This window comes from Microbacterium aurantiacum (assembly GCF_002872075.1).
Lineage (GTDB): Bacteria > Actinomycetota > Actinomycetes > Actinomycetales > Microbacteriaceae > Microbacterium > Microbacterium aurantiacum_A.
Map to the genome: position 1 here is coordinate 159,321 of NZ_PGGU01000002.1, position 15,533 is coordinate 174,853.

Annotated in this window: 14 protein-coding genes; 4 read left to right on the plus strand and 10 right to left on the minus strand. The window is 69.0% G+C overall.

Annotated elements, in window-relative coordinates; genetic code table 11:
* Positions 1 to 14: 14 nt before the first annotated feature.
* The 8 genes from rocD to CUR96_RS01290 form a co-directional block, all read right to left on the minus strand.
* Positions 15 to 1,214, minus strand: coding sequence for an ornithine--oxo-acid transaminase (gene rocD / locus CUR96_RS01255; RefSeq protein WP_102191475.1), 1,200 nt, complete (start codon positions 1,212 to 1,214; stop codon positions 15 to 17).
* Positions 1,211 to 2,089, minus strand: a complete 879-nt coding sequence (gene ddaH, locus CUR96_RS01260; protein ID WP_102191476.1) for a dimethylargininase — start codon at positions 2,087 to 2,089, stop codon at positions 1,211 to 1,213. Before ddaH ends, rocD begins: the two co-directional genes overlap by 4 nt.
* A gap of 224 nt (positions 2,090 to 2,313) precedes the next feature.
* Entirely contained in the window at positions 2,314 to 3,324 is a 1,011-nt protein-coding gene (locus CUR96_RS01265) for an NAD(P)-dependent alcohol dehydrogenase (RefSeq protein ID WP_245861050.1), read from the minus strand.
* A 1-nt stretch (position 3,325) separates the two neighbouring features.
* Positions 3,326 to 3,556: a helix-turn-helix transcriptional regulator gene (locus CUR96_RS01270; protein WP_102191477.1), complete on the minus strand. Its 231-nt coding sequence runs from the start codon at positions 3,554 to 3,556 to the stop codon at positions 3,326 to 3,328.
* On the minus strand, positions 3,556 to 4,020 hold the full coding sequence (locus CUR96_RS01275; RefSeq protein ID WP_245861051.1) for a hypothetical protein: 465 nt from the start codon (positions 4,018 to 4,020) through the stop codon (positions 3,556 to 3,558). Before CUR96_RS01275 ends, CUR96_RS01270 begins: the two co-directional genes overlap by 1 nt.
* Before the next feature lie 142 nt (positions 4,021 to 4,162).
* Positions 4,163 to 7,813: a proline dehydrogenase family protein gene (locus CUR96_RS01280; RefSeq protein WP_102191479.1), complete on the minus strand. Its 3,651-nt coding sequence runs from the start codon at positions 7,811 to 7,813 to the stop codon at positions 4,163 to 4,165.
* 71 nt (positions 7,814 to 7,884) lie between these two features.
* Positions 7,885 to 9,282 carry a Re/Si-specific NAD(P)(+) transhydrogenase subunit beta gene (gene pntB / locus CUR96_RS01285; protein ID WP_102191480.1) on the minus strand — a complete coding sequence of 466 codons (1,398 nt, stop codon included), beginning with the start codon at positions 9,280 to 9,282 and terminating at the stop codon, positions 7,885 to 7,887.
* Complete coding sequence (locus CUR96_RS01290; protein ID WP_102191481.1) at positions 9,279 to 10,832, minus strand: Re/Si-specific NAD(P)(+) transhydrogenase subunit alpha; 1,554 nt, start codon at positions 10,830 to 10,832, stop codon at positions 9,279 to 9,281. The genes pntB and CUR96_RS01290 overlap by 4 nt, the downstream gene beginning before the upstream one ends.
* Positions 10,833 to 11,031: 199 nt before the next feature.
* Here CUR96_RS01290 and CUR96_RS01295 point away from each other — a divergent pair, with 199 nt between their 5' ends.
* The 3 genes from CUR96_RS01295 to CUR96_RS01305 are packed head-to-tail and all read left to right on the plus strand — an operon-like array spanning position 11,032 to position 12,874.
* Positions 11,032 to 11,733 (plus strand): hypothetical protein, encoded by a 702-nt coding sequence (locus tag CUR96_RS01295; RefSeq protein ID WP_146008102.1) that lies wholly within the window; start codon positions 11,032 to 11,034, stop codon positions 11,731 to 11,733.
* 14 nt (positions 11,734 to 11,747) lie between these two features.
* Entirely contained in the window at positions 11,748 to 12,296 is a 549-nt protein-coding gene (locus CUR96_RS01300; protein ID WP_146008103.1) for a DUF4352 domain-containing protein, read from the plus strand.
* Positions 12,293 to 12,874: a hypothetical protein gene (locus CUR96_RS01305; RefSeq protein WP_102191484.1), complete on the plus strand. Its 582-nt coding sequence runs from the start codon at positions 12,293 to 12,295 to the stop codon at positions 12,872 to 12,874. The genes CUR96_RS01300 and CUR96_RS01305 overlap by 4 nt, the downstream gene beginning before the upstream one ends.
* Here CUR96_RS01305 and CUR96_RS01310 read toward each other — a convergent pair.
* Positions 12,829 to 14,229, minus strand: coding sequence for a hypothetical protein (locus CUR96_RS01310; protein ID WP_102191485.1), 1,401 nt, complete (start codon positions 14,227 to 14,229; stop codon positions 12,829 to 12,831). The genes CUR96_RS01305 and CUR96_RS01310 overlap by 46 nt on opposite strands.
* 31 nt (positions 14,230 to 14,260) lie before the next feature.
* Positions 14,261 to 14,821 (minus strand): acyl-CoA thioesterase, encoded by a 561-nt coding sequence (locus CUR96_RS01315; protein WP_102191503.1) that lies wholly within the window; start codon positions 14,819 to 14,821, stop codon positions 14,261 to 14,263.
* 131 nt (positions 14,822 to 14,952) lie between these two features.
* Between CUR96_RS01315 and CUR96_RS01320 the strand changes: the two genes are divergently transcribed.
* Entirely contained in the window at positions 14,953 to 15,459 is a 507-nt protein-coding gene (locus tag CUR96_RS01320; protein ID WP_102191486.1) for a GNAT family N-acetyltransferase, read from the plus strand.
* Positions 15,460 to 15,533: the final 74 nt, after the last annotated feature.

Consider the following 15,533-nt stretch of genomic DNA (forward strand, 5'->3'; position numbering starts at 1 on the left):
CGGCGCGGTGCCCCCTACGCCTCGAGCACGATCCGCAGCTGCTCGACAGCCCAGTCGAGCTCAGTGGCGCGGACGACGATGGGCGGCGCGATCCGGATCGTCTGCCCGTGCGTGTCCTTGACGAGCACGCCGCGATCGAGCAGCCTTTCGGCGATCTGCCGTCCTGTTCCCTGGGCCGGGTCGATGTCGACACCCGCCCAGAGACCGGCGATCCGCACCTCGGTGATGCCGTGGCCGATCAGCGGCTCGAGAGCGGCGGCGAGGTGCTCGCCGAGCGCGCGGGCGCGCTCCTGGAACTCACCCGACTCCAGCATCTCGACGACGCGCAGGCCGACGGCGGCAGCCAGCGGATTCCCGCCGAACGTCGAACCGTGCTCACCCGGCCGGATGACGCCCAGCACATCACGGTCGCCGACGACGGCGGAGACCGGGAGGATGCCGCCGCCGAGGGCCTTGCCCAGCAGATACAGATCGGGCACGACACCCTCGCGGTCGCAGGCGAAGGTCTCGCCGACGCGGCCGAGTCCGGACTGGATCTCGTCTGCGATGAACAGCACGTTCCGTTCGTCGCAGATCTCGCGGATCCGGCGGAGATAGCCCTCCGGCGGGATCACGACGCCGCCCTCGCCCTGGATGGGCTCGATCAGCACCGCAGCGGTGTCCTCCGTGATGGCGCCGGCGATGGCATCCGCATCCCCGTACGGCACGAGGTCGAAGCCGGGTGTGTACGGGCCGAAGTCGTCGCGGGCCTGCTCATCGTCGCTGAAGCTGACGATCGTCGTGGTGCGACCGTGGAAATTGCCGGCGGCGACGATGATGCGGGCCTTGCCGGACGCGATGCCCTTCACTCGGTAACCCCAGGCGCGCGCGACCTTGATGCCGGTCTCGACCGCCTCGGCTCCGGTGTTCATCGGTAGCACGAGCTCCTTGCCGCAGAGCGCGGCCAGGGCTGCGGCGAACGGCTCGAGCCGGTCGCTCATGAAGGCACGGCTGGTGAGCGTGACCCGCCCGAGCTGCTCGGTGAGGGCGGCGACGAGGGCCGGATGCCGGTGCCCGAAGTTGACTGCCGAGTAGGCGGCGAGAAGGTCGAGGTAGCGCTTGCCCTCGACATCCGTCACCCAGGCGCCCTCACCGCGAGCGATGGTGACGGGAAGCGGGTGGTAGTTCTCGGCGACGTGCGGTTCGACCGACGTGTCGGCAGCAACCCCCGTCATTTTGCACCGCGCAGCTCGAGGGTGCAGCACTTGATGCCGCCGCCGCCGAGCAGCAGCTCGGAGAGGTCGACCTTGAGCGGGTTGTAGCCGCGCTCACGCAGCTGCGCCTCGAATCCTGTGGCGCGCGGCGAGATGATGACGTTGTAGCCGTCGCTGGCGGAGTTGAGACCGAACACGGAGCCGTCCTCATCCGAGACGAGGATCGCTTCCGGGAAGCGCTCCTCGAGGATGGCGCGGCTGGCGTCGTCGAAGGCGCCGGGCAGGTAGGCGATGTTGGCGCGCTCGGGTCCGCCGTTCTCGACGCCCTGCACCGGGTCGAGCACCGTGAGGGCGGTGTCGAGGTGGTAGAAGCGCGGGTCGACGAGGTTGAGCGACACGACCTCGCGGCCGAACACCTCGCCCACCTCGCGGTGGCTGTCGCCGGTGGAGCGGAAGCCGGTACCGGCGAGGATCACGTCACCGACGAGCAGGAAGTCGCCCTCGCCCTCGTTGACCTCCTCGGGGATGACGGTGTCGTAGCCGGCTCCACGGAACCAGTCGGCGAAGGCCGGGGCCTCGCCCGCGCGCTCCTCGAAACGGAACTTCGGCACGTAGGCGCGGCCGTCGATGAGGAACCCGCCGTTGGCCGTGTAGACCATGTCGGGGTAGCCCGCGAGCGGCTCGATGAGGTCGATCTCGTGACCCAGCTCGAGGTAGAGGTCGTGCAGCTGCTGCCACTGCGCGACCGCCTTGGCGGTGTCGGTCGGCTTGGCCGGCTCCATCCACGGGTTGATCGTGTAGCTCACGGTGAAGTGCTCGGGCTTGCACATCAGGTAGCGGCGATGGTGCGCCGTGCGGGTACGGGCGGTCGTCACGGTGGTCTCGGGCGTCGACATGATGCTCCTTGAGAAACAGGTGCGGCGGACGCTGTCCAGGGGCCCGGCGGTTCTTCGCTCGCTACGCACTGAGGCGATGAGGAGGACGCGACCCGGGCACGCCGATCTCCATTGTCTCATCCGTCGGCTGTGCGCCGCCAGGGCGGGACCTTCCACGGTCAGACAGCGCAAACGGCTGCATCTCCGCCGGATATCGAGCCGTTTGCGCTCTGCGAACCCGGGCGTCACTCCCCGCGGACGACGACCTTGCCGACGGTGCGCCCCGCCTCGACGTGCGCGAGCGCGGCGGATGCCTCGTCGAAGGAGTACTCCCGCTCGATGACCGGGACGATGCGGCCCTCGGCGGCGAGCGCGAGCAGCTTGCGCAGCACCTCGGGCCGGTTGACCGTGGTGAGGGAGAGGATGCGGCGCCGCGACCCGATCGAGAGGAGCGCCGCCTTCAGCATCCGGGGTATCGGTCCCATCACGCGGCCTCCGTCGCCCGTCACCAGCACCGCCGTGCCCTCCGGCGCAAGCAGACGTTGCAGGTGCCGCAACGGGATTCCGCCGGCGACGTCGATGATGGCGTCGAACCGCCCGGCGGGCTGGTCGCCCAGCGGGTCTGTGCGATGGTCGAAGGTGCGCACGGCGCCGAGCGCCTCCACCAGCGGGGCGTTGCGATCGCCGCACGAAGCCCAGACCTCCGCTCCACGGAGAGCCGCGAGCTGGACGGCGAAGGTGCCCACACCGCCGGAGGCCCCGATGACGAGCACCCGCGGTGTCGCCTGTTCCTTCAGGCCGATGCCGGCCAGATCCAGCGCCTGCCAGGCGGTGCCTCCAGCGATCGGAAGGCAGGCTGCGGCCTCCGGTTCGAGCCCTCGGCCCATCGCGACCACGCGCGACTCCGCGACGCAGGCGTAGCCGGCCAGTCCGCCGCCGCCGGGCAGCTCGACGATCACGTCTTCACCGACTTCTGCTCCCAGCACGCCGGGCCCGACAGCGACGACGGTGCCGGCGACATCCATCCCGCGCACGGGATTCTTCGGCCGGGTGAGGCCGAAGAACGGCCGGACGAGGAGGGGGTCGCCGAGCATGAGCCGCACGTCGCCGCTGTTCAGCGCCGTCGCCCTGATGCGCAGCAGCACCTGACCGCGGCCGGGTGCCGGCACCGGCATCTTCTCGATACGCGTCCCGTCGGCCGGGCCATAGGAGTCGCGTCGCCAGGCGGTCATCGTGGCGGGGATCGTGTCGTTCATGTCAGTCCTCTGTACGGGAAGGCGTCGGATACTGGAAGAGATCGTCGAGTCCGGCGTCGAAGGCGCGGGCGATCTGGAAGGCGAGTTCGAGCGTGGGCGAGTACCTGCCCTGCTCGATGGCGATGAGCGTCTGCCGCGTCACGCCGATCGTGCGGGCGAGCTCGGCCTGGGTCATTCCGGCATCCTCGCGGAACACGCGAATGGTGTTGGAGACGAGTGTCGGCTTGACCATCACACGAGTCCACGACGGTAGGCGATGACCCGTGCGATGCCTCCGACGAGATTGGACACCGCGAATCCCAGGTACATCGTGTTCGCGATCCAGAACACGTCAGCACCGATCCCGCAGAGGGCGATCACGCCGAGACCGGCGATCACGAGGAATGCCTGCTCGACGCGGCCGCCCATGTGACTGATGTCACGGTCGCGGACGTCGGACTTGCCGACGCCGCCGTCGTCGCGCAGGCCGGCGACGATGCCCGAGAGGATGCTGATCACGATCATGACGACGATGCTCACGCCGATCGTCCAGAGCATCAGGGGCAGCCAATCGACCTCGGTGAGCGGGCCGCCGGCGGCCTGCTGCAGCACGAGCCAGATGTAGACCGCCATTGAGGCGACCCCGACGACGAGTCCCGCCCACGCGTTGCGCTCTTCATAGACCATGACGCCTCCGATGTAAAAGATTCTTGACACGACAGTACGCCCCCTCGCAGCCCAATGTCAAGAATTCTTTACACCTCGACATCCAGCTCTCGTTCAAAGAGCGCAAACGGCTCAAAAAATGGCGAACATCGAGCCGTTTGCGCTCTTTGAACGGTCGCGGCCCACCCCGGCCTCAGATGACGGCGGCGCTCCAGGGGTCGGGGTTGCCGTAGCGATGCGCGGTGATCGAGATCGACTGCTCGCGGACGAACGGCAGCAGCTCGATCCGGCCGGCAGAGGTCACCTCTCCGGAGTACACCGCCAGGTCGGGGTCGCCCTCGACGCCGACTGCCAGCATCCGGTGCAGCGCCGCGACGGACTCCCGCGAGCCGACCAGGCGCACCCGGTCAGGGCCAGGCTGCGAAAGATCCTCCCCCTCCACCGACGCCGGCCGCCGCATGCGCTCGACCCACTCCTCGTCGCTCTCCATGAAGACGACGGCCTGCAGTTCGCCGAGCACATGACGCACATGAGCGGGCAGGCCGACCGGGGTGGACAGCACGAACCCTGCGCCGGCGCGCACCGCGGCGATCACGACGCGCAGCACCTCCTGCCACGCGCCATCCGCCGTCGCCCGGATCGCCACCGGCACCGGCCGGTAGCGGAGCAGATTCCGCTCCACCTCGAGGTGCGACACGTCGCGCACCCGGCCGAATTCGCGATTCCACGCCAGAGCGTCGGAGAGCGCCGCCCGGCGCAACCACTCGAAGGGCTCGAAGGCGAGTGACGGCTGCGCCGCCTCGATGAGCGCCGTGATGCGCGAGTCCAGTCCGCGCAGGTGCAGGGTGCTGGATGCTGCGCCTGCGGCGTTCGAGCGCCACGATCCGAGCCCGAGAAGGTAGTTCGGCCCGCCGGCCTTGGCGCCCGGCCCGACCGAGGAACGCTTCCAGCCGCCGAACGGCTGGCGCTGCACGACGGCGCCGGTGATACCGCGGTTCACGTAGAGATTGCCGGCCTGCACCCGGTCGAGCCAGAAGGCGAGCTCATCAGGATTCTGCGTGTACAGCCCGGCGGTCAGTCCGAAGGCGACGGCGTTCTGCAGCTCGACCGCCCTCGCCAGCGTGGGCGCGTGCATGACACCGAGCACCGGTCCGAAGAACTCCTCCCGGTGGAAGCGGGAGCCGGGCTGCACCCCGACGCGGATGCCGGGGCTCCACAGCCGTCCGCTCGGATCGTCGTGCACGAGTGCCGGCTTGATGAGCCACTGCTCGTCGCCTTCGAGCTCGGTGAGCGCCCAGGCGAGCTTGCCCTCGGGTTTCTCGATCACGGGCCCCACCTCGGCGAGCGGATCCGTCGGCCAGCCGATGTGCAGCGAGCGTGTCGCATCCGCGAGCTGCCGTGCGAAGCGCTTGGATCGCCCGACCGGCCCGACCAGGATCGCCAGCGACGCCGCGGAGCATTTCTGTCCAGCATGCCCGAACGCGCTGCGCACGAGGTCGGCCACCGCGAGGTCGAGGTCGGCCGACGGGGTGATGATCATCGCGTTCTTGCCGCTGGTCTCGGCCAGGAGTGGCAGATCCGGGCGCCACGAGCGGAACAGCTCAGCGGTCTCCCACGCGCCGGTGAGGATGACCCGGTCGACGTCGGGATGGGCGATGAGTTCGCGCCCGAGGTCGCGCTCGGAGAGGTCGACGAGCGCGAGCACGTCGCGCGGCACTCCCGCCTCCCACAGTGCCTCGGCGAGCACGGCAGCGCAGCGACGGGCCTGGTGGGCCGGCTTGAACACGACGCCGGAACCAGCCGCGAGCGCGGCGAGCACTCCGCCTGCGGGAATCGCGAGCGGGAAGTTCCACGGCGGCGTCACCACGGTCACCCTGGCCGGTACGAAGGTGGCGCCGGTGACGGCATCCAGCTCTCGCGCCCTCGCCGCGTAGTACCGGGCGAAGTCGACGGCCTCGCTCACCTCGACGTCGGCCTCGGCGAACACCTTGCCGGTCTCGGATGCCGCGACCTCGATCAGTTCGCCGCGGCGGCCTTCCAGCGCGGCGGCTGCGCGCAGCAGAACCTCGGCACGCTCGACCGCGGGCCGCGCACCCCACGCGCCGGCCGCATCCCGCACGCGGGCGACGGTCTGCTCGAGGACGTCGGATGCAGAGATCCTCGCCCGTTCGACAGTCAGCACTCCCGCCGTCGACGTGGCGATCCGCTCGCGCACGATGCGCGCCCAGTCCCGGCTTGCGGGCAGCGCCGGATCGCTGTCGGGCGTGTTGACGAAACCGGGGGCTCCACCGGCGTCGACCTCGATCTCGTGCGCCGAGTACACCGCCGTCTCGAGGAAGGGGTCCTCCGCCGATCCGCGGGAGATGCCGAGTACGGCCTGGGTGAGGTTCTTCTCCTCAGCCGGCATCGCCGGTGCCTGGCGCACCGACTCGTGCACCGGGGCGAGGCGGTTCTGGGTGCGCAACGGTCCGGTGCGCAGCGTCGGGTCGGTCGAGCGGTCCAGCGCGTCGAGGAATCGGTTCCGCTCCCGCACGAACAGGCTCTCGTCGTGATCCAGCCGGAACGCGGCGGAGAGGAAGTTCGCCGGCGATGCGTTCTCCTCGAGGCGGCGCACCAGGTAGCTGATGGCCACGTCGAACTCGGCGGGGTTCACCACCGGCACGTACAGCAGTACCGGGCCGACCTCGCGTGACACGGCCTGCACCTGCCCCTGCGCCATGCCGAGCAGCATCTCGAACTCGACCCGGTCGCGGACCCCGCGCTCGCCGGCGAGCAGCCACGCGTACGCGATGCCGAAGAGGTTGTGACCGGCGTTCCCCAGCCGCACCGCCGCGGTGTTCTCCGGCTTCATGGCCCAGTCCAGGCAGCGCAGGTAATTGGCGTCGGTGTCGAGCTTGGTGTCGTAGGTCGCCTGCGTCCAGCCGTGCATCCGCGCCTCGACGCGCTCCATGGCGAGGTTCGCCCCCTTCACCAGGCGCACCTTGATGGGTGCTCCGCCATGCTCGACGCGGTCACGCGCCCACGCCGTCAGCTCCTGCAGGGCAGGAAGGGCGTCGGGCAGATACGCCTGGAGCACGATGCCGGACTCGAGTGCGTTCAGCCGGGGGTCCTCGAGGATGCGGGTGAACACCGCGATCGTGAGGTCGAGGTCGCGGTACTCCTCCATGTCGAGGTTGATGAACGTTCCGTCCGAGGACGCCGTGAGATACAACGGCAGCAGGCGCTCGACCACGGCGTCGACGATCTCGTCGAACGCCCACATCGAGATGCGGCTGATGATCGCGGAGACCTTGACCGAGACGTAGTCGACGTCTGGGCGGCGGATCAGCTCGTGGATGCCGTCGAGCCGGCGCTTCGCCTCGGCCTCCCCGAGCACGGCTTCGCCGAGCAGGTTGAGGTTGAGCCGTGCCCCCGATTCGCGGATCTTCTCGATGGCCGGCCCGAGCTTCGCAGGGCGGGCGTCGACGACGAGGTGCCCGACCATCTCGCGGAGCACCTTCCGCGCGATGGGCACCACGGGTGCCGGCAGGATCTGTGCGACGCCGCCACCGAACCGCACCGCGCCGCGTACGTACCAGGGCAGGAATTCGGGCACGATCGGTGCGATCCGGTGCAGCTGAGATGCGGCGGCACCCAGGCTCTCCGGGCGCATCACGCCGTCGACGAAGCCGAGTGTGAACGGCAGGCCGTTGACGTCCTGCAGCACCCCGGCCAGGCGCTCCGCAGCAGGGTCGACCTCGACGGCTGCCGCCTCGATCGCCCATCGGCGGGCGAGCTCGACGGCCTGCTCTGCGAGAGGGACGGATGCCGCGGCATCCGAAGGAGTTGACGACGGCTCTGCCATGCTCTCCACCCTAGGACTGACGCTGTTCCCGCGGTCGGCACCGCGCCAGCAGCCGCGCGGGGGAAGCCGCGTCAGAGAGCCTGGATGATGTCCTCCACCCGATCCTTCGCGTCGCCGAACAGCATCGACGCGTTCTCGCGGAAGAACAGCGGATTCTGCACGCCCGCGTAACCGGCGGCCATCGAGCGCTTGAAGACGATGACGTTCTCGGCATCCCACACGTGCAGCACCGGCATCCCGGCGATCGGGCTGCCCGGGTCCTCGGCTGCCGCCGGGTTCACGGTGTCGTTCGCCCCGATCACGAGCACGACCGAGGTCGCGGCGAAGTCGTCGTTGATCTCGTCCATGCTCAGCACGATGTCGTACGGCACCTTCGCCTCTGCGAGCAGCACGTTCATGTGCCCCGGCAGGCGGCCGGCGACGGGATGGATGCCGAAGCGCACGTCGACTCCCCGATCGCGGAGTCTGCGCACGAGGTCGGCGACCGGATACTGCGCCTGCGCGACGGCCATCCCGTAGCCGGGCGTGATCACGACGCTCGTGGCGCTCGCGAGCAGCTCGGCCGCTCCTTCGGCGGTGATCTCGCGATGCTCGCCGTACTCGGCATCCGATGATGTCGCCGCGACGATCCCGAAGCCGCCGGCGATCACCGAGAGGAAGGAGCGGTTCATCGCCTTGCACATGACATAGGAGAGGTACGCACCCGAGGAGCCGACGAGGGCGCCGGTGACGATGAGCAGGTCGTTGTTCAGCAGGAAGCCCGCGGCTGCCGCCGCCCACCCCGAGTAGCTGTTCAGCATCGAGACGACGACCGGCATGTCGCCGCCGCCGATCGAGGCGACCAGGTGCCAGCCGAGGACGAATGCCAGGACGGTGACGGCGATGAGGAGCCACAGCTGCTGATCGTTCACGAACCAGACAGTGAGTGCGATGAAGGCGATCAGCGCGCCGATGTTCAGCGCGTTCTTGCCCGGCAGCATGAGCGGCGCGGACGACATCTTCGCGGAGAGCTTCAGGTAGGCGACGATCGAGCCGGTGAAGGTCACGCCGCCGATGAAGATGCCGATGAACACCTCGGCGTTGTGGATGCCGACGAGCTGCGGCGCGATCACCGGGTGCGCGAGATGTCCGTTCCAGCCGACGAGCACGGCGGCCAGGCCGACGAAGCTGTGCAGGAGGGCGATGAGCTCGGGCATCCCGGTCATCGCGACGACCCGGGCTCGCCACAGGCCGATGGCCGCGCCGATGACGAGGGCAGTGAGCAGCAGCGTGAGGCCGACGACGGCGCCGGTGGTCCAGGCATCCGTGATCGTGAGCGCGAGCGTTGCGATCAATGCGATCGCCATCCCGGCGACCCCGTAGATCACGCCGGATCGTGCGGACTCGTGCTTGGAGAGCCCGGCAAGGCTGAGGATGAAGAGGAGGGCGGCGACGATGTAGGCGGCCCCGGCGAGGGCGGCGACGGTCATTTCCGGCCGCCCTGTGCTGATCTCCCGAGTGTGAACATCGCGAGCATCCGGCGGGTGACCGAGAAGCCTCCGAAGATGTTGATGCTGGCGAGCAGCACCGCGATCGCGGCGAGCGCCTGCACGACGGGGTTCGCGGAGGTCACCTGCAGCATCGCGCCGACGACGATGACGCCCGAGATCGCGTTCGTCACCGACATCAGCGGGGTGTGCAGGGCGTGGTGCACTTTGCCGATGACGTAGAACCCGACGACGACCGACAGCATGAGCACGGTGAAGTGCTGCGGCAGGGGTGCCGGGGCGAAGGCGTTGACGGCGAACAGCGCGGCGACGCCGAGCGCGATGAGCAGCCCCTTGCGCCCGGCGGACATCTTCGCGGGCGTCGCGATCTCGGCAGCGGCGGAGCGCACGGCGGGTGCCGGAGCGGCGGCGACCTGCACAGGAGGCGGCGGCCAGGTCACCTCGCCGTCGCGGACGACGGTGACCGAACGCTGCACGACGTCTTCGAAGTCGAGCGTCAGCCGGCCGTCCTTCGCGGGCGTCAGCAGGGCGACGAGATTGGCGACGTTCGTGCCGTACAGCTGCGAGGCCTGGGTCGCGAGGCGCGAAGCGAGGTCCGTGTATCCGAGGATGATGACGCCGTTGTCCGTGACCGTCCGCTGACCGGCGACAGACCCCTCGACGTTTCCGCCCTGCCCTGCAGCCATGTCGACGATGACGCTGCCGGCCTTCATCCGGGCGACATCGGATGCCGTGATCAGTCGTGGCGCCGGGCGCCCGGGAATGAGAGCGGTCGTGATGATGATGTCGACGTCGGCTGCCTGCTCGGTGTAGATCTCCGCGGCGCGACGGTCGTAGTCCTCGCTGGTCGCCTTCGCGTAGCCGTCTGTCGATGCGGCGACGGCCACGTCGACGGGCAGGTATTCGCCGCCGATCGACGACACCTGATCGGCGACCTCGGGCCGGGGGTCGGTGGCGCGGACGATCGCGCCGAGGCTGCTGGCCGCGCCGATCGCCGCGAGTCCGGCGACCCCTGCCCCGGCCACCAGGACCTTCGCGGGTGGCACCTTGCCTGCCGCGGTGACCTGCCCGGTGAAGAAGCGGCCGAACTCGTGGGCGGCCTCGACCACGGCGCGGTAGCCGGCGATGTTCGCCATCGAGCTCAGCACATCCATCGACTGCGCGCGCGAGATGCGTGGCACCGCGTCGAGGGCGAGGGCCGTGATGCCCCGCTGCGCGAGCGCCTCCACCAGGTCGGGGCGGAGCGCCGGCGAGAGCAGCGCGATGATGGTCGCGTCGTCGGAGAGCAGGCCGATCGCCTCGGCATCCGGCGCCGTGATTGCGAGGACGATCTCGCTCCCCCACGCAGCCGCCCGATCGACGATCGTGGCGCCGGCCGCGACGAACCCGTCGTCCGGGTACGACGCCGCGGCGCCCGCCCCTCGCTCCACGACGACCTCATGGCCGAGCTTGCGCAGGGATCCGACGGTCGCCGGGGTGGCCGACACCCTCGACTCCCCTGCCGGCTCGCGCACGATTCCGATGACTGCCATTGCGACCTCCTCCGCCCGTCCGCATCGACGGGTCCCCGGGGGATCCCCCGGGGTTGCGGTTCAGACTACTGACGCCGCAGCCGGCCACCGCCCGTCGATGGATGTATGACGCGTGAAGATTCGAGGTTCTTCAGGAAAGCGGATGCCGGATGCTCTCCTGGCCTCCTCAACCGGAATCGCCCGGCTCTATGCTGTTGCCGTGGGGGAGAACAAGGCAGCGGCTCAGCCGCCGGGTCAGGCCGACGCCGCGACCGCCGCGCGGACGAACGCCGACGCGCGGGCGAAAGTGCTCGGCTGGGCACGCCGCACCATCGACCTGATTCCGACGTCGTGGCTGATCACCGGGGCCGGGGCCGTCCTCCTCGCGACGACCGCCGCTTTCGGCGGCCTCGCGACCGCGCCCGCGGATCCGGTCCCCGAGGTCGCCGTCGGCGACACCTACGTCGGATCGGGCCTCGAGATCACCGTCGTCGACGTCGAACTCTGGGACGAAACGGGAAACTCCGCGATCTACCCGGATGAGGAGAAGGGCGAGAAGGTGCTGGTCGTCGCGGTGGACGTCGTCAACACGTTCGAGAAGCCGAGGTCCGCCACCAGCAGCCCCCTCAACCAGGGGTCCGTCGACGCCATCCGGATCGTCGGCCTGGATGAAACGCCGTCCCTGTCCCATCGGGACGATGGAGAGAGCTCGGGAATGCTGCAGCCTGATGTCCCTGCCCGGCTGCTGCTCGCCTGGCGCGTCGGCGCGGACGACTTCCACGACGGCGATGTCGTGTCCCTGACGCTGCCGGATACGACGCATCGCGTCGGGGACAACGTCCTGAGAGGCGAGGACCTCTGGGAGGATCTCCGCGTCGGCGCCACGCTGACGGCAACCGTCGAGAAGGCAGCCGCTTCGTGATGGTGAAGAACAGGATGAAGACTGTAATCCTGCCCTGGTTGCTGACAGTCGTGCTGCTGGCTGGCGCCTGGGCACTGGTCAAGATCACCCTCCCTGTGGGGTCCGCTCAGGAACCGTTCGTCACTGCCGCAGAACTCGGAGAAGAGGCCTTCGCACGGAACTTCGCCGTGACGGTCACCGAGGTGCATGCCGCGCGCACGGTGATCGACAGCGAGGGCTGGTCGGCCGAGGGCACCTGGCTCGTCGTCGATCTCGAGGCTGCAGCACAGGTGAAGCAGGAAGGCACGAGCCTCCGGGTCGCAACCCTGACCATCGGGGAACGCACGTTCAGCGCCACCGACCGCGGCGCCACGTTCTACCGCGAGGGCCTGGTGACCGGCGTGCCTCGATCCGGAAGCCTGGCTTTCGAGATCCCCGACGATGTCCTGGGCGAGCACGCGACGCTACGTCTCGGGGCGACCGGGAATCCCGTGCTCGACGGCGTGATCGAGATGCGGATCGACCTCGCGGCATTGCCTGTCGACTCCGAGGTGACCCTCCAGGAGAACGGCTGGGCCCGATGACGATCCCTGAACCGCCTCTGCCCGCCGTCACCACCGAGGCTCCCCCGAAGGCGCCCTCGTGGTGGCGCCGCAACCGAGTCGCACTCGTCGCGGTCGCCATCCTCCTGCCCGCCACGGTGGTCGCCATCGGTGGGCAGAACTGGCGCTTGATCTACGCGTTCGACGCGCGTCCCGTCGACCCGGTCGTCGTAGGCGAGAAGGACAGCGCGGAACTGGCCGGAGCCACCTTCGGCCCGGTGCGCAGCGGTGTGATCGATGACCTGAGCGGGTTGGACGTGCCGGAGGGGGCGAAGGTGATCGCCGCTGCCATCCCCGTCGATTCGGGAGCGGAAGGTGTCTCCTGCCGTCGTCCGACCCTGACGCACCAGGCGTCCGGACGGCAGTGGACCCTGATGCGCTCAGAGATCGGCGTCGAGTACAACGCCGAGGAACCGGAGTTCTGCTCGTCGGAAGAGACCGGCAGCTACGAGATCATCGCCCCGTTCGTGGTGCCGGAGGACCTGGAGGGCCCGTTCTGGGTGGATGTCTGGCCTCAGGGAGTCGGCGGCACGTTCCTGAGGTTCCCGATCGACCCTTGATCTCCGATCAGATCGCGCTCCGGCGCCGAGACGACGGCAGCCGCGACGGCGTCCGCCGACCTCGGCATGAGGCCTGCGGCGTCCGCCACCGAACGGATCTCCGCTTCTTCCTGTGAGATGTTCTCGCCCGCGCTGCGATCCTGCTGTTTCCGGCGCAGGCGTGCCAGCGTGGCATCGTACGCCCCGCTCACGACCGCGATACGCAGGGGCTCGGTGAGCAGCAACGGCGCCAGGGTGGCCACGGGAAGCACGATCGACCAGAACTCGAACTCGTGCGGGCCGATGAGCCGGGTGACGCCGAGATCGAGATACGACTCCAGCGCCTTCACACCCACGAAGACGAGCGCGTAGGAGGCGACGAGCACCGGGCCGGCTCGCCACATGAGCAGGATCGCGCGCCCGATGGGCCGGAATCTGGCTCCGAGCTCCTCACCGAGGTCCTTCAGCCGACGGGCCACAGGGTTGGGGATGACCTTCGCGTGATCACGGAATCGCGAGATCAGCGCGTTCTCGACCCGCAGTTTCTCGGCGACGATCGCCTGGCCGAAGACCACTCCCGCGATCGTCAGCCACGCGAGCGGCGCGAGCAGCACGGGTCCCGCCTCGGACAGCACCCAGCCGATCCCTTCCCAGAGCCACCGCAGAGGTGCGACGGCCTCCATGATCTGCTCTCGGAGATCTACGAGGAAGACCATCGCGGCACGGCTGTCCACCCACGACCGGATCGACTCGAAGAGATCGCCGAGCAGGATCACCGAGAAGAAGACCCAGACGACCTCGAAGTAGACCGCCACCGGGGAGAGCCAGGCCGCGAGTTTCTCGGACCATTTCGACCACGCCCATCGGCCCGCGAAGGCGAGCACGATGATCGCCACGGTCCACACATTGAACGGCAGGTTCTGCACGGAGTCCTCGTCGCGCAGGGGTGCGCCGCCATTCGCCATGGCTGTCCACTGGATGCCGTTGCGCACCTCGAGCGCACGCGCGGAGTAGGCGATGACGTCGTCGCGCAGGAGCTTCTGCGCCCAGTACACCGCGAAGAAGGGCAGGATGCCGGCGAGCAGCGCCGAGAGAAAGGTGCTGCGACGCTCGGCCGGTGACTCGGGGAGGGGTGCGACCTCCTGCAGGTTTCGCAGGCCGTCACGCAGCACGAGAAACATGGCGACGTAGCTGATGAGCCTTGCCAGGATCGCGATCGGCAGCACGAGGAAGCCGACCGTGGCGGTGTAGGCGCCGATGAATCCCGCGACCTGCAGCACGATGTAGTGCACGAGGATGCCCGCGAGATACCAGGCCAGCATCGCCGGCCAGTGCCGCCACAGCACCCGGCCCGTCGTCGTCAGGATCGCCAACACACGCCTAAACTACCGCGCCGGGCGGGCGGATTCAGTTCCAGACGCTCGGGGCCGTCTTCCGCACCGGCGGCAGGGCGGATGCTGCGGCCCAGTCGTGCACCCATTCGTCGATCTCCGGCACGCCCTCCGGCCTGCCGACCGCGGCGAACAACTCCTCGTTGCTGACCGTGCCGCCGGTGCGGCGCAGCATCCGCGCCCGCACGATCGCCCTGGCGTAGATCTCGCCGTCGACGACCGCACGATGCTCCATGAACAGCGCCTTCTCGTCGTGCCCGATGAACCGGGACTGGATCTCGAAGCGCTGCCACAGTTCGAGGGACTTGCGGAAGGTGATCGTCTCGCTGGAGACCACCGCGTACCAGCCCCGCTCCTTCATCGCGTCGAACAGTCCGGTGCGGATCAGCAGATCCCAGCGCCCGAGGTCGAACAGCGACAGGTAGCGGCCGTTGTTCATGTGGCGCAGGATGTCGATGTCGGTGGGGAGGGTCGTCGCACGGACGCTGCCCACCGCAGTCGGGTCGAGCCGCTGCCCTCGTCGCACGCGGCGACGGGCACCGAGGATCACCAGGAGAGTGCGCCAGATCACGTTCACGAAGATCGATCGTAGCCATCGGCGCACGATTCGCGAACATCGTTGTGCGAACCCTCCATCCTGCGCGAACGTGCCGTGAACGGCATCCGCTCGATTTCCTGTTCGACGGGAGCCGCGCGTAGAGTCGCGGCATGAGCGCCGAAGCCCACCCCGAAGTCATCGTCCGTCCGGTCCGTGATGTCGATGCGGAAGCCCTCGGTCGCGTGCACGCGCAGTGCTGGCACGAGACCTACGACCACCTGATCAGCAAGGCCGCCCTCGAGAAGGTGTCTCCGCGCCGAATGGCGGAGCTCTGGACGCACTGGGCCGCGCAAGGCGAGGATTTCACGATGAGCGCCGCGCTCGTCGACGGTGAGATCGTCGGCTTCGCCGGTTCCGGTCCCGCTCGCGACAAGGATGCTCCCGCATTCCGCGAGCTGTATTTCATCTACCTCCTCGACGCCTGGCACGGCACCGGCATCGGGCAGCGCCTGTTCGAGTCGGCTGTCGCCAACGACGAGTCGCTGTACCTCTGGGTCGCCGAGGACAACCCCCGCGCGCACCGCTTCTACACCCGCAACGGCTTCAAGCTCGACGGTGCTTCGCACACCGAGCCGTTCCTCGGAGAGACGCTCACCGAGGTGCGCTTCGTGCGCTGAGTTGCACACCCCGGTTCGCCGGGACCCCCGCTTATCGCCGAGACCCCCGGCTGCTGACGTCAGCAGCCGGGGGT

Bases quoted from the DNA above. Each gene is read 5' to 3' on its own strand.
- CUR96_RS01320 (WP_102191486.1), top strand. From the start codon at position 14,953: ATGAGCGCCGAAGCCCACCCCGAAGTCATCGTCCGTCCGGTCCGTGAT.
- CUR96_RS01290 (WP_102191481.1), bottom strand. From the start codon at position 10,832: ATGGCAGTCATCGGAATCGTGCGCGAGCCGGCAGGGGAGTCGAGGGTG.
- pntB (WP_102191480.1), bottom strand. From the start codon at position 9,282: ATGACCGTCGCCGCCCTCGCCGGGGCCGCCTACATCGTCGCCGCCCTC.
- CUR96_RS01280 (WP_102191479.1), bottom strand. From the start codon at position 7,813: ATGGCAGAGCCGTCGTCAACTCCTTCGGATGCCGCGGCATCCGTCCCT.
- CUR96_RS01305 (WP_102191484.1), top strand. From the start codon at position 12,293: ATGACGATCCCTGAACCGCCTCTGCCCGCCGTCACCACCGAGGCTCCC.
- CUR96_RS01300 (WP_146008103.1), top strand. From the start codon at position 11,748: ATGAAGACTGTAATCCTGCCCTGGTTGCTGACAGTCGTGCTGCTGGCT.
- CUR96_RS01265 (WP_245861050.1), bottom strand. From the start codon at position 3,324: ATGAACGACACGATCCCCGCCACGATGACCGCCTGGCGACGCGACTCC.
- rocD (WP_102191475.1), bottom strand. From the start codon at position 1,214: ATGACGGGGGTTGCTGCCGACACGTCGGTCGAACCGCACGTCGCCGAG.
- ddaH (WP_102191476.1), bottom strand. From the start codon at position 2,089: ATGTCGACGCCCGAGACCACCGTGACGACCGCCCGTACCCGCACGGCG.
- CUR96_RS01270 (WP_102191477.1), bottom strand. From the start codon at position 3,556: ATGGTCAAGCCGACACTCGTCTCCAACACCATTCGCGTGTTCCGCGAG.